Below are 15110 nucleotides of genomic sequence, written 5' to 3'. Positions count from 1 at the left end.
ATGAGCGAGACCTCCTCGGACATCTCCACCCCCGAGCGTGGTGGGCACAACCGGCTGCTGCTGGTGCTGCTCACCGTCGCTGCGGTCACCGTCGGTTTCCTCGCGGGGTTCCTGTCCCGGATCCCCTTCGAGGACTCCGCGCAGGCGGCGCCGGAGGCCGGCTCGGTGGACGTCGGATTCGCGCAGGACATGATCGTGCACCACGACCAGGGCGTCGAGATGGCCGCCGTGGTGGTCTCCAACTCGGAGGACGATCGGATCCGCAACATCGCGTACGACATCCTCACCACCCAGCAGAACCAGATCGGTCAGATGCAGGGCTGGTTGTCACTGTGGGGACAGCCGGCGCTGCCGACGGGCGAGTACATGGAGTGGATGACCGAGACGGAGACGGGTCACGGACACGGTGATCACGGTGCGACCGCCGAGTCCGAGGATTCGGACGGCTCGCACCTGATGCCGGGGATGGCGACCTCCGAGGATCTCGCGAATCTCCGGGCCGCTCGCGGTCCCGAACTGGACGTGCTCTTTCTTCAGCTGATGCTGCGCCACCACGAGGGTGGTCTGCCGATGATGGAGTACGGCGAGCAGTACGCGAGCACCTCGGCAGTGCGCAATCTGGCGGGCACGATGGTCGCGACGCAGCAGGGTGAGTCGGACCTGATGAGGTCGCTACTCGCCGAGCGCGGCGCCGAACCGCTGCCCCTCAACTGAGTCTTCGCGCGGGCGAACCGCAACTTCGGGCCGAAAACCGGCTCTGACCTGGCGATGTGGAGTTGAGCGTTCGATGCGCTAGGCTAACTCCCGCACCTCCGGTCATCCGGTGGTCCGGATGCCCTCGTAGCTCAGGGGATAGAGCGCTTGCCTCCGGAGCAAGAAGTCGCAGGTTCGAATCCTGCCGAGGGCACCACGAAGGCTCCGCTTCTCATGAAGCGGGGCCTTCAGGTGTTCCAGGGCCTTCGGTGTCCCAGAGGCCGGTCAGTTTCCGGTGGTGAAGGGTGTGGGATCGAAGTAGTCGCGGCAGGCCGCGATATTCCCGTCGACGATCTCGAAGACGCCTGTGACGGGCAGCTCGATCGTCCGGCCGTTCATCGTGAACACATCGGTGCGTTCGTTGAGCACGACGTTGCCGGAGACCGCCTGGTGGTGGATGCGGTAGTCGATGGCCCCGAAGGACGTCACGAAGCCCACGATGTACTTCTCGATCGCCGCGCGGCCGCGGATCGGTTCCATCGGGATGTTGTGGAAGACCGCATCCTCGGCGAAGAAGGCCGCGAGCTCGGCAGGATCGGGATCGGCCCAGCGACGGCAGAACTCGGTGACCAGCTCGTCGGGGCTCATCGGGTCTGCACGCGCGCGAAGCGGGCGGGTTCCGTACCGGGCACGCGACGGACCCGTCCCCGCTCGATGAGCTGCCGGACGTGCGCCGAGCCCTCTGCGAGCGCCATCCGCTTGCCGTGCAAGGGAGTCTCGTCCCACGGCCGGTACCAGCGCATGCGGGCGGTGGCCTCCCACAGCGTGAGTTCCTCGTCGCCGAACGCGTCGTAGAGATCGTCGAGGCGCTGGTCGTGATGGGCGATCAATTCGCCGACGCGGTGCGGCAGGTCGTCGATCTGCTGCCGGTGCGCGGGCAGTGCGCGTCGCACGGGCAGGCCGGCGACCGCGCGCAGCGAGTCGAGGTACTCCCCCAGCGCGTCGCGTTGCGGCAGAGGGAAATCGAACTCGCCGACGTGCGGGGTCGTGGTCGCGAGGACGTGGTCGCCGCTGAACAGCACGCCGTGTTTCTCGAGCAGGAAACACGCGTGGCCGGCGGTGTGGCCGGGGGTCAGCACGGTGCGCAGGGATCGTCCCGTCAGCGGGATCGTCTCGTCGGCACCGAGTTTGCGGTCGGGCAGCGCGTCGGGACGGCCGACCGCCGGTACGAGGGTGGCCAGCGACTCCTCGATCGCGTCCTCGGGTGCCCCTGCGCGGCGCAGCAGTTCGGCTTCCTGGGGACGGCGATCGTCGTCGGAGAGCATGACCTCGAGGTGGGCGAAGTCGGCCTCGTTCATCGCGACCCAGCACCCGGAGGCCTCCCGGATGCGTCCGGTGAGCCCGACGTGGTCGGGATGGAAGTGGGTGACCACCACGCCCTCGACGTCGGTGACCGACAGGCCCGCGGTGGCCAGGCCGTCCTGCAGCGCCGCCCACGACCGGTCGTCGTTCCAGCCGACGTCGACGAGGACGACGCCACGCGGGGATTCCATCACGTAGACCTGGGTGTCGCCGACCGGCAGGTCCGCCACCGGGACGGGAACGACGTGGATGCCGTCCCCGATATCACGCGCTTCGGCCATGGTGATGCCTCTCGATCATGGTGACTTTCGTTCGAAAGCTACAACAATGAATTCAACTATTACCCTGCGCGGGCTCGATGATCGCCACGATCGATCGGATCTCCCCCGCCGGGATGTCGAAGTGCTCGGTCACCGCGACCGACGTCTCGGCGCCCGGACGTGCTGCGATGTCCAGGACGAACCGCGCGACGACACTGTGGTGCCATTCGCGGAACTGCAGGTCGCGGACGCGGCGGATGGGCCGGTATTCCGGGCCGTTCTCGAGGCGGTCGCGGATCTCGATGCCGCTGTCGCCGGTGCGTTCCCCGTTCTCGACCCGCCAGGCGTCCTCGGCGAGCCGGACGTGGGACGCGTCGTGGCTGACCAGGGATCGGATGTATGCGCGTGCCATCGCGGCGCGGGGGCTGTCGGTCGGCCCGGTGGCGTGCGCGGCCAGCGCGGCCATCACCTCCGGTGCCCAGTCTGCGCGGCAGATCACGAGGTCGGGCAGATACGGGTGCGGCCGGTTGTATTCGAGTTCGCTGCCGTCGATCCGCGCGCAGTGCAGACCCGCAGCGCGCGCGACCGCGACCGGCGCCGCCGAATCCCACTCCCACTGACCTCCGGCGTGGATGTAGGCGTCGGCCTCCCCGCGGACCACCGCCATGGCCTTGGCACCGGCCGACCCCATCCGGATCAGATCGGCACCGAGATCGCGGGCCAGATCGAAGACGAAGGCGGGCGGCCTGCTCCCGCTGATGACGATGCGGGGGCGACGGCGGGCCGGCCGCGGCGCCGGGACCGGATCTGCGGTGCTGTGGACGACGCCGATCGCCGGTTGCGCGACCGCGGCGGCGGTGAGCCCTCGTCCTGCCTCCCAGAGCGCGATGTGGACCGCCCAGTCGACATGGTCGGGCATCCCGTACTCCTTCGACCCGTCGAGCGGGTCGATGATCCAGACGCGGTCGGCGCCGACCCGGGCCGGATCGTCCGCGGATTCCTCCGAGAGCACCGCGTCGCCGGGCCGCGCGGTCGCCAGCCGTTCGAGGATGTAGGTGTTGGCGGCGTGGTCGCCGCGCCGGCCCAGCTCGCGCCCGGTAAGGGCATCCGATTCGATGGCGCGGACCGTGAGCAGCAGTTCACCTGCGCCGGAAGCCGTCTCGGCCGCGAGCCGAGCGTCGTCGCTGTTGTCGTGCGTCATGGCCTCAACAATTCCACGACGAGGCCCGCCTGCACGGCAGGCGTGCCGTCGTGGGGGCGCACGACCAGCTCGGGATCGGACGGTGGTTCGTAGGGATCATCGACGCCGGTGAAACCGGTGATCTCACCGGCACGTGCCCGCGCGTACATGCCCTTCGGGTCGCGGGCCTCGCAGTCGGCGAGCGGCGTATCGACGAAGACCTCGACGAACCGGATCCCGGACTCCTCGTGCTGCCGGCGGATGCGGTCGCGGTCCTGACGGTAGGGACTGATGAGCGCGCAGATCGCGACGAGTCCGGCGTCGGCCATCAGCTGTGCGACCGCACCGACGCGGCGGACGTTCTCCGCGCGGTCCTCCGGACCGAAGCCGAGGTCGGCGTTGAGGTCGTGCCGGAGGTTGTCGCCGTCGAGGCGGTAGGCGGGGATGCCCTCGGCGAGCAGTCGTCGTTCGAGTTCGACGGCGAGGGTGGACTTGCCGGAGGCGGACAGCCCGGTGAGCCATACCGTCGCCCCGGCCCTCCCCCGTTCGGGCCGTGAGACCGCCGCCGAGTGCCAGACCACCGCCGTGTCGGCGAGTGTCGGGCCGGTGATCGTTCCGGCCGCGACGGTGTTGCCGGTGCGTTCGTCGACGAGCACGAAGCTTCCGGTGGTGCGGTTGCGCCGGTAGGGGTCGAACAGCAGCGGCTGTTGCGTCCACAATTGCACGCGGCCGATCTCGTTGAGACCGAGCGTCGTCGCGGCCTCGTCGCGGTGCAGGCTGTTGACGTCGAGGCGGTAGTCCAGCCGCGCGACCCGCGCGGTGGTCGAGCGCGTGGTGTGCAGCAGGGCGTAGCGGGCGTCCGGATCGAGGGCGGAGCGTTCGTCGAACCAGCACACCATGGCGTCGATCTCGTGGCCGACGAGCGGACGATTGTTGGGGCGGCACAGCATGTCGCCGCGTCCGACGTCGAGGTCGTCCTCGAGTTCGACGCACACCGCCGCACCGGCGAAGGCGTGCTCGAGTTCCGTCCCGCCCGGCCCCCACAACGTTCGCACCCGCGTTCCGAAACCGGAAGGGAGAACGACCACCTCATCGCCGGGCGCGAATCCGCCGGCGGCGACCGTCCCGGCGTAGCCGCGGAAGTCGCGGTGCTCACCCTCGCCCGGCCGGATGACGTACTGCACGGGCAGTCGGGCATCGATGAGGTTGGTGTCCGACGCGATGTGGACCTGTTCGAGATGGTGCAGCAGCGAAGTCCCCTCGTACCACGGCATGTTCGCGGTGCGGGAGACGACGTTGTCGCCGTGCAGGGCGGAGACGGGAACGAAGGCGAGGTCGGGCATGTCGAGCTTCGCCGCGAGATTCCGGAACTCGTCGCAGATCTCGTCGAACCGGCTCTGCGACCAGTCCACCAGGTCCATCTTGTTGATGCACAGCACCACGTGCCGCACCCCGAGCAGCGACGCGAGAAAGGCGTGCCGGCGGGTCTGCTCGACGATGCCGTTGCGGGCGTCGACGAGGACGAGTGCCAGGTCTGCGGTGGACGCCCCGGTGACCATGTTGCGCGTGTACTGCTCGTGACCGGGAGTGTCGGCGATGACGAATGTTCTGTGCGCCGTGGCGAAATAGCGATAGGCGACGTCGATCGTGATGCCCTGTTCGCGTTCGGCGCGCAGGCCGTCGGTGAGCAGCGCGAGATCGGCGCGGTCGGCGCCGCGGTCGAGGCTCGTGCGGGTCACCGCCTCGAGTTGGTCCTCGAAGACGGCCTTCGAGTCGAACAGCAATCGGCCGATGAGCGTGGACTTGCCGTCGTCGACGCTGCCGGCGGTGGCGATGCGCAGCAGGTGGGACATCAGAAATAGCCTTCCCTCTTGCGGTCTTCCATTCCGGCGTCGGAGATCCGGTCGTCCGCCCGCGTGGCGCCGCGTTCGGTGACCCTGCTGGCGGAGACCTCGGTGACCACCTCGTCCGCGGTGGTGGCGGCGGATTCGACGCAGCCGGTGCACGTCGCGTCACCGACGGTGCGGAACCGGACGAGGCTCTCGCGCGGAGTCTCCCCGGGGAAGAGGGTGAGAAAATGGTTGTGCGCGAGCAGCATTCCGTCGCGCTCGATCACCGGTCGCCGGTGGGCGTAGTACAGGGACGGCAGGTCGACGCCCTCGTCGCGGATGTAGCGCCAGATGTCGAGTTCGGTCCAGTTGGACAGCGGGAAGACCCGCATGTGTTCGCCGCGGCGGTGCCGGCCGTTGTACAGCTGCCACAGTTCGGGTCGCTGCGCCTTCGGGTCCCACTGCCCGAACTCGTCGCGCAGGCTGAAGACGCGTTCCTTCGCGCGGGCCTTCTCCTCGTCGCGACGAGCACCCCCGAAGACGGCGTCGAATCCCCCTTCCCGCAACGCGCGCAGGAGGGTTCCGGTCTGCAGCCGGTTGCGGGTCGCGTGCGGTCCGTCGTCCTCGACGGCACGCCCGGCATCGATGTCGTCCTGCACCGAGGCGACGATCGACCGGATCCCCAGGCGCTCGACGGTGCGGTCGCGGAAGTCGATCACCTCGTCGAAGTTGTGCCCGGTGTCGATGTGCAGGACGGGGAACGGCAGCGGCGCCGGCCAGAACGCCTTGGCCGCGAGGTGGAGCATCACCGCGGAGTCCTTACCACCCGAGAACAGCAGGACGGGACGGGAAAAGGTCGCGGCGACCTCGCGGAAGATGTGCACGGACTCGGCTTCGAGCGCACCGAGCAGCGAAAGTTCGTAGGTCGGTGGTCGTTGCGGTGGCACCGTGGTCACTCGCGCCCCTCTCACCCGGCTCGGTACACATGTGTACCGATGCGGTCGAAGATTACTCCGCAACAGTAGAACGAGTTTCAATTCCAGGTCAACGGGTGGTCTCCGCAGCCCTCCGTCAGCGCGGTGGCCGGTGTCCGCCGAGATCCGCGGTGATCGCATCCGCGACCGCCACGAGTGCCGCGCCGTACCGTTCGATCCCGGCGGCGTCCACCTCCCGCTCGAGGTGCAGCGTGAGCACGAGCGACTGGTGGCCGTCGGGATCGTAGGCCGGGGCGGCCACGAGGTTGACCGCCCGCTTCTCCCCCGCGGCGAAGGCGTCGGGCAGCAGCACGCGCTCGCCGGGGCCGGCCACGAGTTCCGCCAGCATCTCCCTCATCTCGGGCGCGAGGTCGTGCGAGACCACTCCCGCCATGAGCGCGTACAGGCGACGGCCGCCGGGAGTGAGGGACTCCGCCAGATAACCTGTCCGGCGACATTCGGTGACGATCCGCCACAGCTCGTCGCGGTCGACGGTCACGGGCAGGGTCGGCTCTCGCCGCAGCCACTGTTCGATGCGCTCGTCGGTGTCCCACAGCACGTACATCAGCCCCACCGGGGGCGCGAAGGGGTACACCTCCCCCACGCGTGCCGCCGCGGCCGTGCCGTGGCCACCGATGACGTCGAGCACCGCGATCCGGTCGCCGACGACCGCCGACGCAGAGCACATCACGGCGAACTCCTCGGAGAGGGCGGCGAGATGCCGGTGGGCGACCGGCCCGGACGCGAAGCCGCGCTGGGCTGCGCGTCCCGCGACGATCAGCGCCGGCCCGAGACCGTAGGTCTTGTCGACGGGGTCGCGGATCAGATAACCCGCGTCGGCGAGCACGGTGAGGATGCCCAAGCAGGTGGGCTTGCTCAGATCGAGTTCGCGCGCCAGTTCCGACAGTCCGAACCGGACGCCGGGTCGCGCGACGAGGTGGTCGAGGACCTGCACGACGCGTTCCGTGGGCGGCGACCGGCGGGCGGCTCCCGCCCCGGCGGTCGGCTTCCCTAGTGTCTCGGTCTCGCGACGAGCCATTGACCCTCCCTGGAACACGTTCTACTCTCGGCGCAACGGAAGACTACCGCAGCGGTACATATTTGGACCAGAGGAGATCGTAGTGCTCACCGATCCGCTCACCGCGGCGATAGCCGAGGCCGAGAAGCTCGTCGCCACAGCCCCGCACATCCGCACCGAACAGGACCTCGTCGAGGGATACGGATATCTGGCGGGCGGGATCTCGGCGTGCATCCACGCCACCTTCGCGTACAGCCGATCCCATCCGGTCTTCGTCACCGGCACCGGCCCCTACGCGAAGATGGGCCTCGACAATCCCGACACCCTGTACTGGGGCGCATCGATCCGCGACGACGCCGAGTACGTCGTCGCCGGGCGCCGCGGCACGACCTGCGATCTCAGTTTCCAGGTGCTGGCCGGCAACTACACCGACGCCGAGGTGCCCGGCAACGTCACGGCCTTCGACGACCGCGCGTTGACCATCGCCGACGACGGCACCTTCCAGGTGCGGTTCGGACCCGGCCCACGAGACCCGGAACGTAACTACTTCCCGCTCGCGCCCGGCTCGTCGCAGCTCGTGGTCCGCGAGGTCTACAGCGACTGGACGCAGCGCCGCGGCATGCTGAGCATCCACCGGCTCGACAGTCTCGGCACCCCGGCACCCGAACCCACCCACCAGGACGCGGTCACCCGTTACGAACGCGCCGGTCGCGCACTGGTCTCGCGGGTGAAGACCTGGCTGCAGTTCCCCGAGTGGTTCTACCTGAAGCTGCCGGTGAACACGGTCACCGAGCCGCGCCGCACCCCAGGTGGTCTCGACACGCAGTACTCATCCGTCGGGCACTACGAACTCGGCGACGACGAGGCGATGGTCCTGACCCTCCCGACGAGCGACGCGCCCTATCTGGGCTTCCAGATCGGCAGCCTCTGGTACATCTCCCTGGACTACATCCACCACCAGACCTCCCTGAACAACAGTCAGGCGCAGGTCGATCCCGACGGGATGGTCCGGATCGTGGTCTCGGCCCGCGATCCGGGGCTGACCAATTGGGTCGAGACCCTCGGCCGCAGCCGCGGGATCCTGCAGTTCCGCTGGCAGCGCCTCGATCGCGAACTCACCGCAGCCGACGGCCCGACCGCCGAGGTGGTGCCGTTCGACCGGCTCTCCGAGGTCCTGCCCTTCCACGATTCGAACCGCATCACTCCCGAGGCCTGGGCGCAGCGCATCGCGGACCGTCAGCGGGGCGTCGCCGATCGGATGCTCGCATGAGCGCGGCAGCGGGACTGCTCCGCGACCGCGTCGTCGTGATCTCCGGTGTCGGCCCGGGACTGGGGCGCACCCTCGCGCTGCGGTGCGCCGAACAAGGCGCCGACGTGGTGCTCGCCGCCCGGACCCGGGAGCGGCTCGAGAAGGTTGCAGCGGAAGTCGAGAGCACGGGCCGCCGGGCCCTGGTCGTGCCCACCGACATCACCGACGACGAGTCCGCCGCCGCCCTTGTCGAGTCTGCGGTCTCGGAGTTCGGTGGTGTCGACGTGCTCGTCAACAACGCGTTCTCCGTTCCGTCGATGAAACTGTTGGCGCGCACCGACTTCCAGCAGATCCGGGACAGCGTGGAGCTCACCGTCCTCGGCGCGCTGCGGCTCACGCAGTTGTTCACCCCCGCCCTCGCCGAGTCGGCCGGCGCGGTGGTCAACATCAATTCGATGGTGCTGCGGCACTCCCAGGAACGTTACGGCAGTTACAAACTCGCGAAGTCGGCGTTGCTGGCGATGTCGCAGTCCCTGGCGACGGAACTCGGACCGCAGGGAATCCGGGTGAACTCCGTTGCACCGGGGTACATCTGGGGGACGCTCCTGCAGGGGTACTTCGAACACCAGGCGGGAAAGTACGGCACCACCGTCGAACAGATCTACGAGCACACCGCCGCCGCCTCCGATCTGAAGCGTCTCCCGACCACCGAGGAAATCGCGGATGCGGTGATCTTCCTGGCCTCGTCGATGGCGTCGGCGATCACCGGCCAGTGCCTCGACGTCAACTGCGGCGAATACCACCACTGAACGGGAAAGCACATGAGCGAACGCACCACCGTCGGCAGCGTCGAGGATCTGCACGCTTCCGCGACCCGCCTGACGGGCCTGACCGATCTCGGCGACGACGACTACCGTGACGGGCTCGAGGTCCTGCTCGAGTCGTATGCGCGGGACGAGAAGCTCACCCCGCTCGGCAGCAAGATGTCACGGGTCTTCCTGCGCGGCGCCCTCGTGGCGCGGTTACTGTCGGAATCTGCCTGGGCTGCCCATCCCGAGCACGCGGACGTCCCGGTCACCCGGCCGATCTTCGTCACCGGCCTGCCCCGTACCGGCACGACGGCACTGCACCGCCTACTCGCCGCGGATCCCGCCCATCAGGGGCTCGAGATGTGGCTGACCGAGATGCCGCAACCGCGACCTCCTCGCGAGACCTGGGCGGAGAATCCCGTCTTCGCCGGGATCGAGGCCGGATTCGCACAGCACCACGTCGAGCATCCCGAATTCATGGGTGTGCACTACATGTCGGCCGCCGAGGTCGAGGAATGCTGGCAGTTGCTGCGCCAGTCGTTCCGCTCGATCTCCTACGAGTGCCTGGCCCACCTGCCCACCTATTCGCAGTGGCTCGCGGAGCAGGACTGGACCGCGGCCTATGCCCGGCACCGGAGGAATCTGCAGCTCATCGGACTGCCGGACGCCGACAAGCGGTGGGTGCTCAAGAATCCCAGTCATCTGTTCGCACTGGACGAACTGCTCACGGTGTATCCGGACGCGCTCGTCGTCGTCACCCATCGAGATCCGCGCACCGTGATCCCGTCGGTGTGCAGCCTCGCGGCGCAGGCCACAGAGGGATGGTCCGACGCGTTCGTCGGTGAGACGATCGGGCGCAGCCAGCTCGACCTCTGGGCACGGGGTTTCGATCATTTCACCGAGGTGCGCCGCCGGCACGATCCCGCCCGTTTCGTCGACGTGGACTACCGGGATTTCGTCGCCGATCCACTCGGCACCGTCGGCGGCCTGTACGACCGGTTCGGTCTGCCGTTCACCGCGGAGGCCGAACGCGCGATGGCCGACCTGCACGAAGAAAGCCGCAGCGGGGCAAGGAAACCCGCGCACCGGTACACGCTCGAGGAGTTCGGGCTGAGTGTGGGCGAGGTCGACGAACGTTTCCGCGACTACGCGTACCGCTGAACCCGGCAGGAAAGGCACCGGAAACCGGTGTGCCCTGGCTACCTGCGCGTTCGTCCGTGGGATGATGGAGGCATGCCCGCACCACTCCCCCTCGACCCCATCGCCGAAGCCCACCGCCAGTGGACCGCCCACGGCTGGGGCGAAGTCGCGGACGGCATGGCCGCGGTCACCTCGGTGATGCGGGCACAGCAGATCATGATGGCGCGGGTCGAGGAGGTGCTCAAGCCCTTCGGCCTGACCTTCGCCCGCTACGAACTGCTCACGCTGCTGCATTTCACCAGGTCGGGAGCATTGCCGATGGCGAAGGCCAGCGCGCGCCTGCAGGTGCACCCCACCAGCGTCACCAATGCCGTCGACCGGCTCGAGAAGGCCGGACTGGTCCGGCGTACCCCGCATCCGAGCGATCGACGGGCCACACTCATCGAACTCACCGACGAGGGACGGGCATTGGCGATCCAAGCGACGGAGAAGCTCAACACGGAGGTCTTCGCCCGGCCCGGCATTCCGGAGGAGCACATCGACACACTGCTGCGCATCATCGCGACGATGCGGCACGACGCCGGCGACTTCGACACCGGCGGTGCGCCTTCCAAGTGGTGAGGCGCGAGAGATTGCCGAGAAACGAGGAGGGCCGCCCCGTTCGGGGCGGCCCTTCGTCGTGTACGGGTGGTGCGGATCAGGCGTGCTTGAACTCCGGCGCGCGCTTCTCGACGAAGGCCGCCATGCCTTCCTTCTGGTCGGCGGTGGCGAACGTCGAATGGAACACGCGGCGCTCGAACTTCACGCCCTCGGCCAGCGTCGTCTCGAAGGACCGGTTGACGGCCTCCTTCGCCATGATCGCAACCGGCAGCGACATCGACGCGATGGTCGTCGCCGTCTCGAGCGCCACGTCGAACAGTTCGGCGGCGGGAACGATGCGCGAGACGAGTCCGGCGCGCTCGGCCTCCTCGGCGTCCATGTTGCGGCCGGTCAGGCACATGTCCATGGCCTTGGCCTTGCCCACGGCGCGGGTGAGACGCTGCGATCCGCCGATGCCCGGGATGACGCCGAGCTTGATCTCGGGCTGACCGAACTTGGCAGTGTCGGACGCGATGATGAAGTCGCACAGCATCGCCAGCTCGCAACCGCCACCGAGCGCGTAGCCCGACACCGCAGCGACGATCGGCTTGCGGACGGACGAGAGCCGATCCCACTGCGAGAACAGGTCTTCCGCGTAGACCTCGGCGAAGGTCTTCGGAGCCATCTCCTTGATGTCGGCGCCGGCGGCGAACGCCTTCTCCGAGCCGGTGAGCAGGATCGCACCGATCTCGTCGTCCGCGTCGAGTTCCTCGACGGCGGCGACGACCTCACGCATCAACTGGCTGTTGAGGGCGTTGAGCGCCTTCGGCCGGTTGAGGGTGACGATGCCGACGCGGCCTTTGCGGTCGAGCAGGATGGTCTCGAAATCGGTCACTGGCTGTCCTTCACGGTCGAGCGGTCTCGGATGTCGGTGATGATGGCGGAGAAGTCGAGTCCTCCACCACCCTCGGTGTTGAAACGATGGTAGAGCTCGGCTGCACGCAGTCCGAGTTCGGCCTCGACACCGTTGGCGCGCACCGCGTTCGCGGCCAGTCCGAGATCCTTGTCCATGAGCGCGGCCGCGAAGCCCGGCGTGTAGTCGTTGTTCGCGGGGGTGGTCGGGACGGGGCCCGGCACCGGGCAGTTGCTCGTCAGCGCCCAGCACTGACCGGACGCGTTGGACGCGACGTCGAACAGTGCCTGGTTGTCGAGGCCCAGCTTCTCACCGAGGACGAACGCCTCGCTGATGGCGATCATCGAGATGCCCAGGATCATGTTGTTGCAGATCTTCGCGGCCTGGCCGTTGCCCGACCCGCCGCAGTGGACGATCTTGCGTCCCATGGCCTCGAGCAGCGGCTTCACGGTGGCGAAGTCGTCCTCGCCGCCGCCGACCATGAACGCGAGGGTGCCTGCGGCGGCACCGGCGACACCGCCGGAGACCGGGGCGTCGACGGCACGGTGACCGGCCTTGCGTGCCTTCTCCGCCGCCGCGCGGGCATCGGCGACGTCGATGGTCGAGCTGTCGACGAACAACGTGTTCGCCTCGGCCGCAGGCAGGATCTCGTCGTACAGGTCGAGGACGAGCTTGCCGTTGGGCAGCATGGTGATCACGACCTGGGCGCCGCGCACCGCATCGGTCGCGGTCTCGGCGACGGTGATGCCGTTCTTCGTGGCCTCTTCCTGCGCAGCGGGAACCGGGTCGTAACCGTTGACTGTGTACCCGGCGCGGACGAGGTTCGCGGCCATCGGCCCACCCATGTGTCCGAGGCCGAGGAAGGCGACGGTGGGAAGTTCACTCATCGGTCGTTCTCCTTGGGAGCGGCGAGCCCGAGTTCGAGATCGCCGAGCGGCTGGAAGTAGGCGTCGACGTCGGCCTCGGTGACATCGGCGAGGGTCGCCGGCGACCACTGCGGGTTGCGGTCCTTGTCGACGACCTGTGCGCGGATGCCCTCGACGAGGTCGTGCGACTTCAGCGAGGCGGTCGAGACCCGGAACTCCTCGTTCAGCACCTCTTCGAGGCTGCCGAGCTGCCGGGCGTGACGCAGCGAGCGGAGGGTCACCTTCAGCGCGACAGGCGATTTCGCGAGCACCTGGCCGGCGGTCTCCCGTGCCTCCGGAACATCGGAAGCCCGAAGGCGTTCGACGATCTCCTCGACGGTGTCGGCGGAGTACGCCGCGTCGATCCATTCGCGCTGCCCGAGCAGCGCCGATTCCGGTGCGGGCTGCGAGTATTCGGCGAGCGCGTCCTCGAGCGGGCCGGATTCGAGTGCGGCGACGAACTTGTCGAGCGAATCGGACGGCAGGTAGTGGTCGGCGAAGCCCATGGTGACGGCGTCGCCGGCCTTCATCCGTCCGGTGGTCAGCGCGATGTGCGTGCCGATCTCGCCGGGGGTGCGCGAGAGCAGGTAGGTGCCGCCGACGTCGGGAACGAATCCGATTCCGGTCTCGGGCATCGCGATGCTCGAGCGTTCGGTGACGATCCGGACGTTGCCGTGCGCCGAGATCCCGACGCCGCCGCCCATGACGATGCCGTCCATGATCGCGATGTACGGCTTCGGGTAACGACCGATGGCGGCGTTGAGGATGTACTCGTCGCGCCAGAAGTCCTGCGATCCCGTGCCGCCGTCCTTGGCGTCGTGGTAGATCGAGACGACGTCGCCGCCGGCGCACAGGCCGCGCTCACCGGCACCGCGCACCAGCACGGCACGCACCGAATCGTCGTTCTCCCACGCGCTCAGGGCCTTCGACATCTCGAGGACCATGGCGTGGTTGAGGGCGTTGATGGCCTTGGGCCGGTTGAGCGTGATACGGCCGATGCCGTCCTTCACGTCGATGAGGATCTCGGGTTCCTGCCCGGTCATGCCACTCCGTTCTGCGCTGCGGCCACCACGCTCCGCGCGACGACCACCCGCATGATCTCGTTGGTTCCTTCCAGGATCTGATGCACGCGCAGGTCGCGGACGATCTTCTCGATCCCGTACTCGGCAAGGTAACCGTATCCGCCGTGCAACTGCAGCGCCTCGTTCGCGACCTCGAAACCGGTGTCGGTGGCGAAGCGCTTGGCCATCGCGCACAGCTCCACGACGTCGTCGGCGCCACGGTCGAGAGCGTCGGCGGCACGCCACAGCATCGTGCGTGCGGCCTCGAGTTCGATCCGCATGTCGGCGAGGCGGAACTGCAGCGCCTGCGAGTCGAGCAGCCGCTCGCCGAATGCCTTGCGCTCGGCGAGGTAGGCGACCGCCCGGTCGAGGGCGGTCTGGCCGCCGCCCACCGAGCACGCGGCGATGTTGATGCGGCCGCCGTTGAGGCCGTGCATGGCGATCCGGAAGCCGCCGCCCTCGGTGCCGAGGAGGTTCTCGGCGGGCACGCGGGCGCCGTCGAGGATGACCTGGCGGGTGGGCTGCGCGTTCCAGCCCATCTTCTTCTCGTTGGCGCCGAAGGACAGCCCGGCGGTGTCCTTCGGGACGATGAACGCCGAAATACCGCGGGCGCCGGTATCGCCGGTGCGGGCCATGACCACGTAGACGTCGGACGTGCCGGCCCCGGAGATGAACTGCTTGACTCCGGTGAGCACGTACTCGTCGCCGTCACGAACGGCCTTGGTGCTCAGGGCCGCCGCATCGGATCCGGCGCCCGGCTCGGTGAGGCAGTAGCTCGCGAGGTTCTCCATCGTGCAGAGCTTCGGGATCCACTGCTTGCGCTGGTCGTCGTTGCCGAACTTGTCGATCATCCACGTGACCATGTTGTGGATGGAGATGTAGGCGGCGATGGACGGGCAACCCTTCGCGAGCTCCTCGAAGATGCGGACGGAGTCGAGGCGTCGCAGCCCCGATCCGCCCACGTCCTCGCGGACGTAGATCCCGCCCATGCCCAGTTCGGCGGCCTTGCGCAGCACGTCCACGGGGAAGTGCTTGCTCTGGTCCCATTCGACCGCGTTCGGGGCCAGATATTCGGTGGCGAAGTCCCGGGCGGTGTCGCGGATCGCCCGGTCGTCGTCGGTGAGAACGAACATCGATG

At 68.4% G+C, this 15110-nt stretch carries 15 protein-coding genes and 1 tRNA gene; 6 read left to right on the top strand and 10 right to left on the bottom strand.

All coding sequences use genetic code 11. The features are described from left to right. Both ACQR3U_RS13280 and ACQR3U_RS13275 read left to right on the top strand, forming a co-directional pair. Positions 1 to 714 (top strand): DUF305 domain-containing protein, encoded by a 714-nt coding sequence (locus ACQR3U_RS13280; RefSeq protein ID WP_006552575.1) that lies wholly within the window; start codon positions 1 to 3, stop codon positions 712 to 714. A 120-nt stretch (positions 715 to 834) separates the two neighbouring features. Continuing rightward, positions 835 to 910 (top strand) — tRNA-Arg (locus ACQR3U_RS13275). A gap of 68 nt (positions 911 to 978) precedes the next feature. Here the strand turns inward: ACQR3U_RS13275 and ACQR3U_RS13270 are convergent. The 6 genes from ACQR3U_RS13270 to ACQR3U_RS13245 form a co-directional block, all read right to left on the bottom strand. Further along, positions 979 to 1341: a nuclear transport factor 2 family protein gene (locus ACQR3U_RS13270; RefSeq protein WP_230810618.1), complete on the bottom strand. Its 363-nt coding sequence runs from the start codon at positions 1339 to 1341 to the stop codon at positions 979 to 981. Continuing rightward, complete coding sequence (locus tag ACQR3U_RS13265) at positions 1338 to 2336, bottom strand: MBL fold metallo-hydrolase (protein WP_064061229.1); 999 nt, start codon at positions 2334 to 2336, stop codon at positions 1338 to 1340. Before ACQR3U_RS13265 ends, ACQR3U_RS13270 begins: the two co-directional genes overlap by 4 nt. 52 nt (positions 2337 to 2388) lie before the next feature. Then, positions 2389 to 3516: a 3'(2'),5'-bisphosphate nucleotidase CysQ gene (locus tag ACQR3U_RS13260; RefSeq protein ID WP_019288962.1), complete on the bottom strand. Its 1128-nt coding sequence runs from the start codon at positions 3514 to 3516 to the stop codon at positions 2389 to 2391. Next, a complete protein-coding gene (gene cysC, locus ACQR3U_RS13255; RefSeq protein WP_230810619.1) occupies positions 3513 to 5348 on the bottom strand; it encodes an adenylyl-sulfate kinase in 1836 nt (611 codons plus the stop codon). Before cysC ends, ACQR3U_RS13260 begins: the two co-directional genes overlap by 4 nt. Then, the gene (gene cysD / locus ACQR3U_RS13250; protein WP_217579940.1) at positions 5348 to 6280 is read right to left on the bottom strand and encodes a sulfate adenylyltransferase subunit CysD; all 933 of its coding nucleotides are present in this window, start codon (positions 6278 to 6280) and stop codon (positions 5348 to 5350) included. The genes cysC and cysD overlap by 1 nt, the downstream gene beginning before the upstream one ends. A gap of 115 nt (positions 6281 to 6395) precedes the next feature. Then, positions 6396 to 7337 carry an IclR family transcriptional regulator gene (locus tag ACQR3U_RS13245; RefSeq protein ID WP_112319987.1) on the bottom strand — a complete coding sequence of 314 codons (942 nt, stop codon included), beginning with the start codon at positions 7335 to 7337 and terminating at the stop codon, positions 6396 to 6398. A gap of 82 nt (positions 7338 to 7419) precedes the next feature. Between ACQR3U_RS13245 and ACQR3U_RS13240 the strand changes: the two genes are divergently transcribed. The 4 genes from ACQR3U_RS13240 to ACQR3U_RS13225 all read left to right on the top strand — a co-directional run bounded on the left by ACQR3U_RS13240 (position 7420) and on the right by ACQR3U_RS13225 (position 11135). After that, a complete protein-coding gene (locus ACQR3U_RS13240; protein ID WP_230810620.1) occupies positions 7420 to 8586 on the top strand; it encodes a hypothetical protein in 1167 nt (388 codons plus the stop codon). Continuing rightward, entirely contained in the window at positions 8583 to 9374 is a 792-nt protein-coding gene (locus tag ACQR3U_RS13235; RefSeq protein WP_230810621.1) for an SDR family oxidoreductase, read from the top strand. Before ACQR3U_RS13240 ends, ACQR3U_RS13235 begins: the two co-directional genes overlap by 4 nt. A 12-nt stretch (positions 9375 to 9386) precedes the next feature. Then, a complete protein-coding gene (locus ACQR3U_RS13230) occupies positions 9387 to 10535 on the top strand; it encodes a sulfotransferase family protein (protein WP_019288956.1) in 1149 nt (382 codons plus the stop codon). A 72-nt stretch (positions 10536 to 10607) separates the two neighbouring features. Further along, a complete protein-coding gene (locus tag ACQR3U_RS13225; protein ID WP_006552564.1) occupies positions 10608 to 11135 on the top strand; it encodes a MarR family winged helix-turn-helix transcriptional regulator in 528 nt (175 codons plus the stop codon). A gap of 76 nt (positions 11136 to 11211) precedes the next feature. Here the strand turns inward: ACQR3U_RS13225 and ACQR3U_RS13220 are convergent, their stop codons facing one another. Genes ACQR3U_RS13220 through ACQR3U_RS13205 form a run of 4 tightly spaced genes read right to left on the bottom strand, consistent with a single transcriptional unit; the run spans position 11212 to position 15105 of the window. Next, on the bottom strand, positions 11212 to 11988 hold the full coding sequence (locus ACQR3U_RS13220) for an enoyl-CoA hydratase (RefSeq protein WP_006552563.1): 777 nt from the start codon (positions 11986 to 11988) through the stop codon (positions 11212 to 11214). Beyond that, entirely contained in the window at positions 11985 to 12893 is a 909-nt protein-coding gene (gene mmsB, locus ACQR3U_RS13215) for a 3-hydroxyisobutyrate dehydrogenase (protein ID WP_230810622.1), read from the bottom strand. Before mmsB ends, ACQR3U_RS13220 begins: the two co-directional genes overlap by 4 nt. Then, on the bottom strand, positions 12890 to 13954 hold the full coding sequence (locus ACQR3U_RS13210) for an enoyl-CoA hydratase/isomerase family protein (RefSeq protein ID WP_230810623.1): 1065 nt from the start codon (positions 13952 to 13954) through the stop codon (positions 12890 to 12892). The genes mmsB and ACQR3U_RS13210 overlap by 4 nt, the downstream gene beginning before the upstream one ends. After that, complete coding sequence (locus tag ACQR3U_RS13205; RefSeq protein WP_230810624.1) at positions 13951 to 15105, bottom strand: acyl-CoA dehydrogenase family protein; 1155 nt, start codon at positions 15103 to 15105, stop codon at positions 13951 to 13953. The genes ACQR3U_RS13210 and ACQR3U_RS13205 overlap by 4 nt, the downstream gene beginning before the upstream one ends. Positions 15106 to 15110: the final 5 nt, after the last annotated feature.

The sequence above is a fragment of the Rhodococcus sp. IEGM1339 genome (genome assembly GCF_050321925.1).
Classification (GTDB): Bacteria; Actinomycetota; Actinomycetes; order Mycobacteriales; family Mycobacteriaceae; genus Rhodococcus; species Rhodococcus pyridinivorans.
Note: the sequence above shows the minus strand (reverse complement) of the source record. Positions and strands in the feature narration are given on the sequence as shown.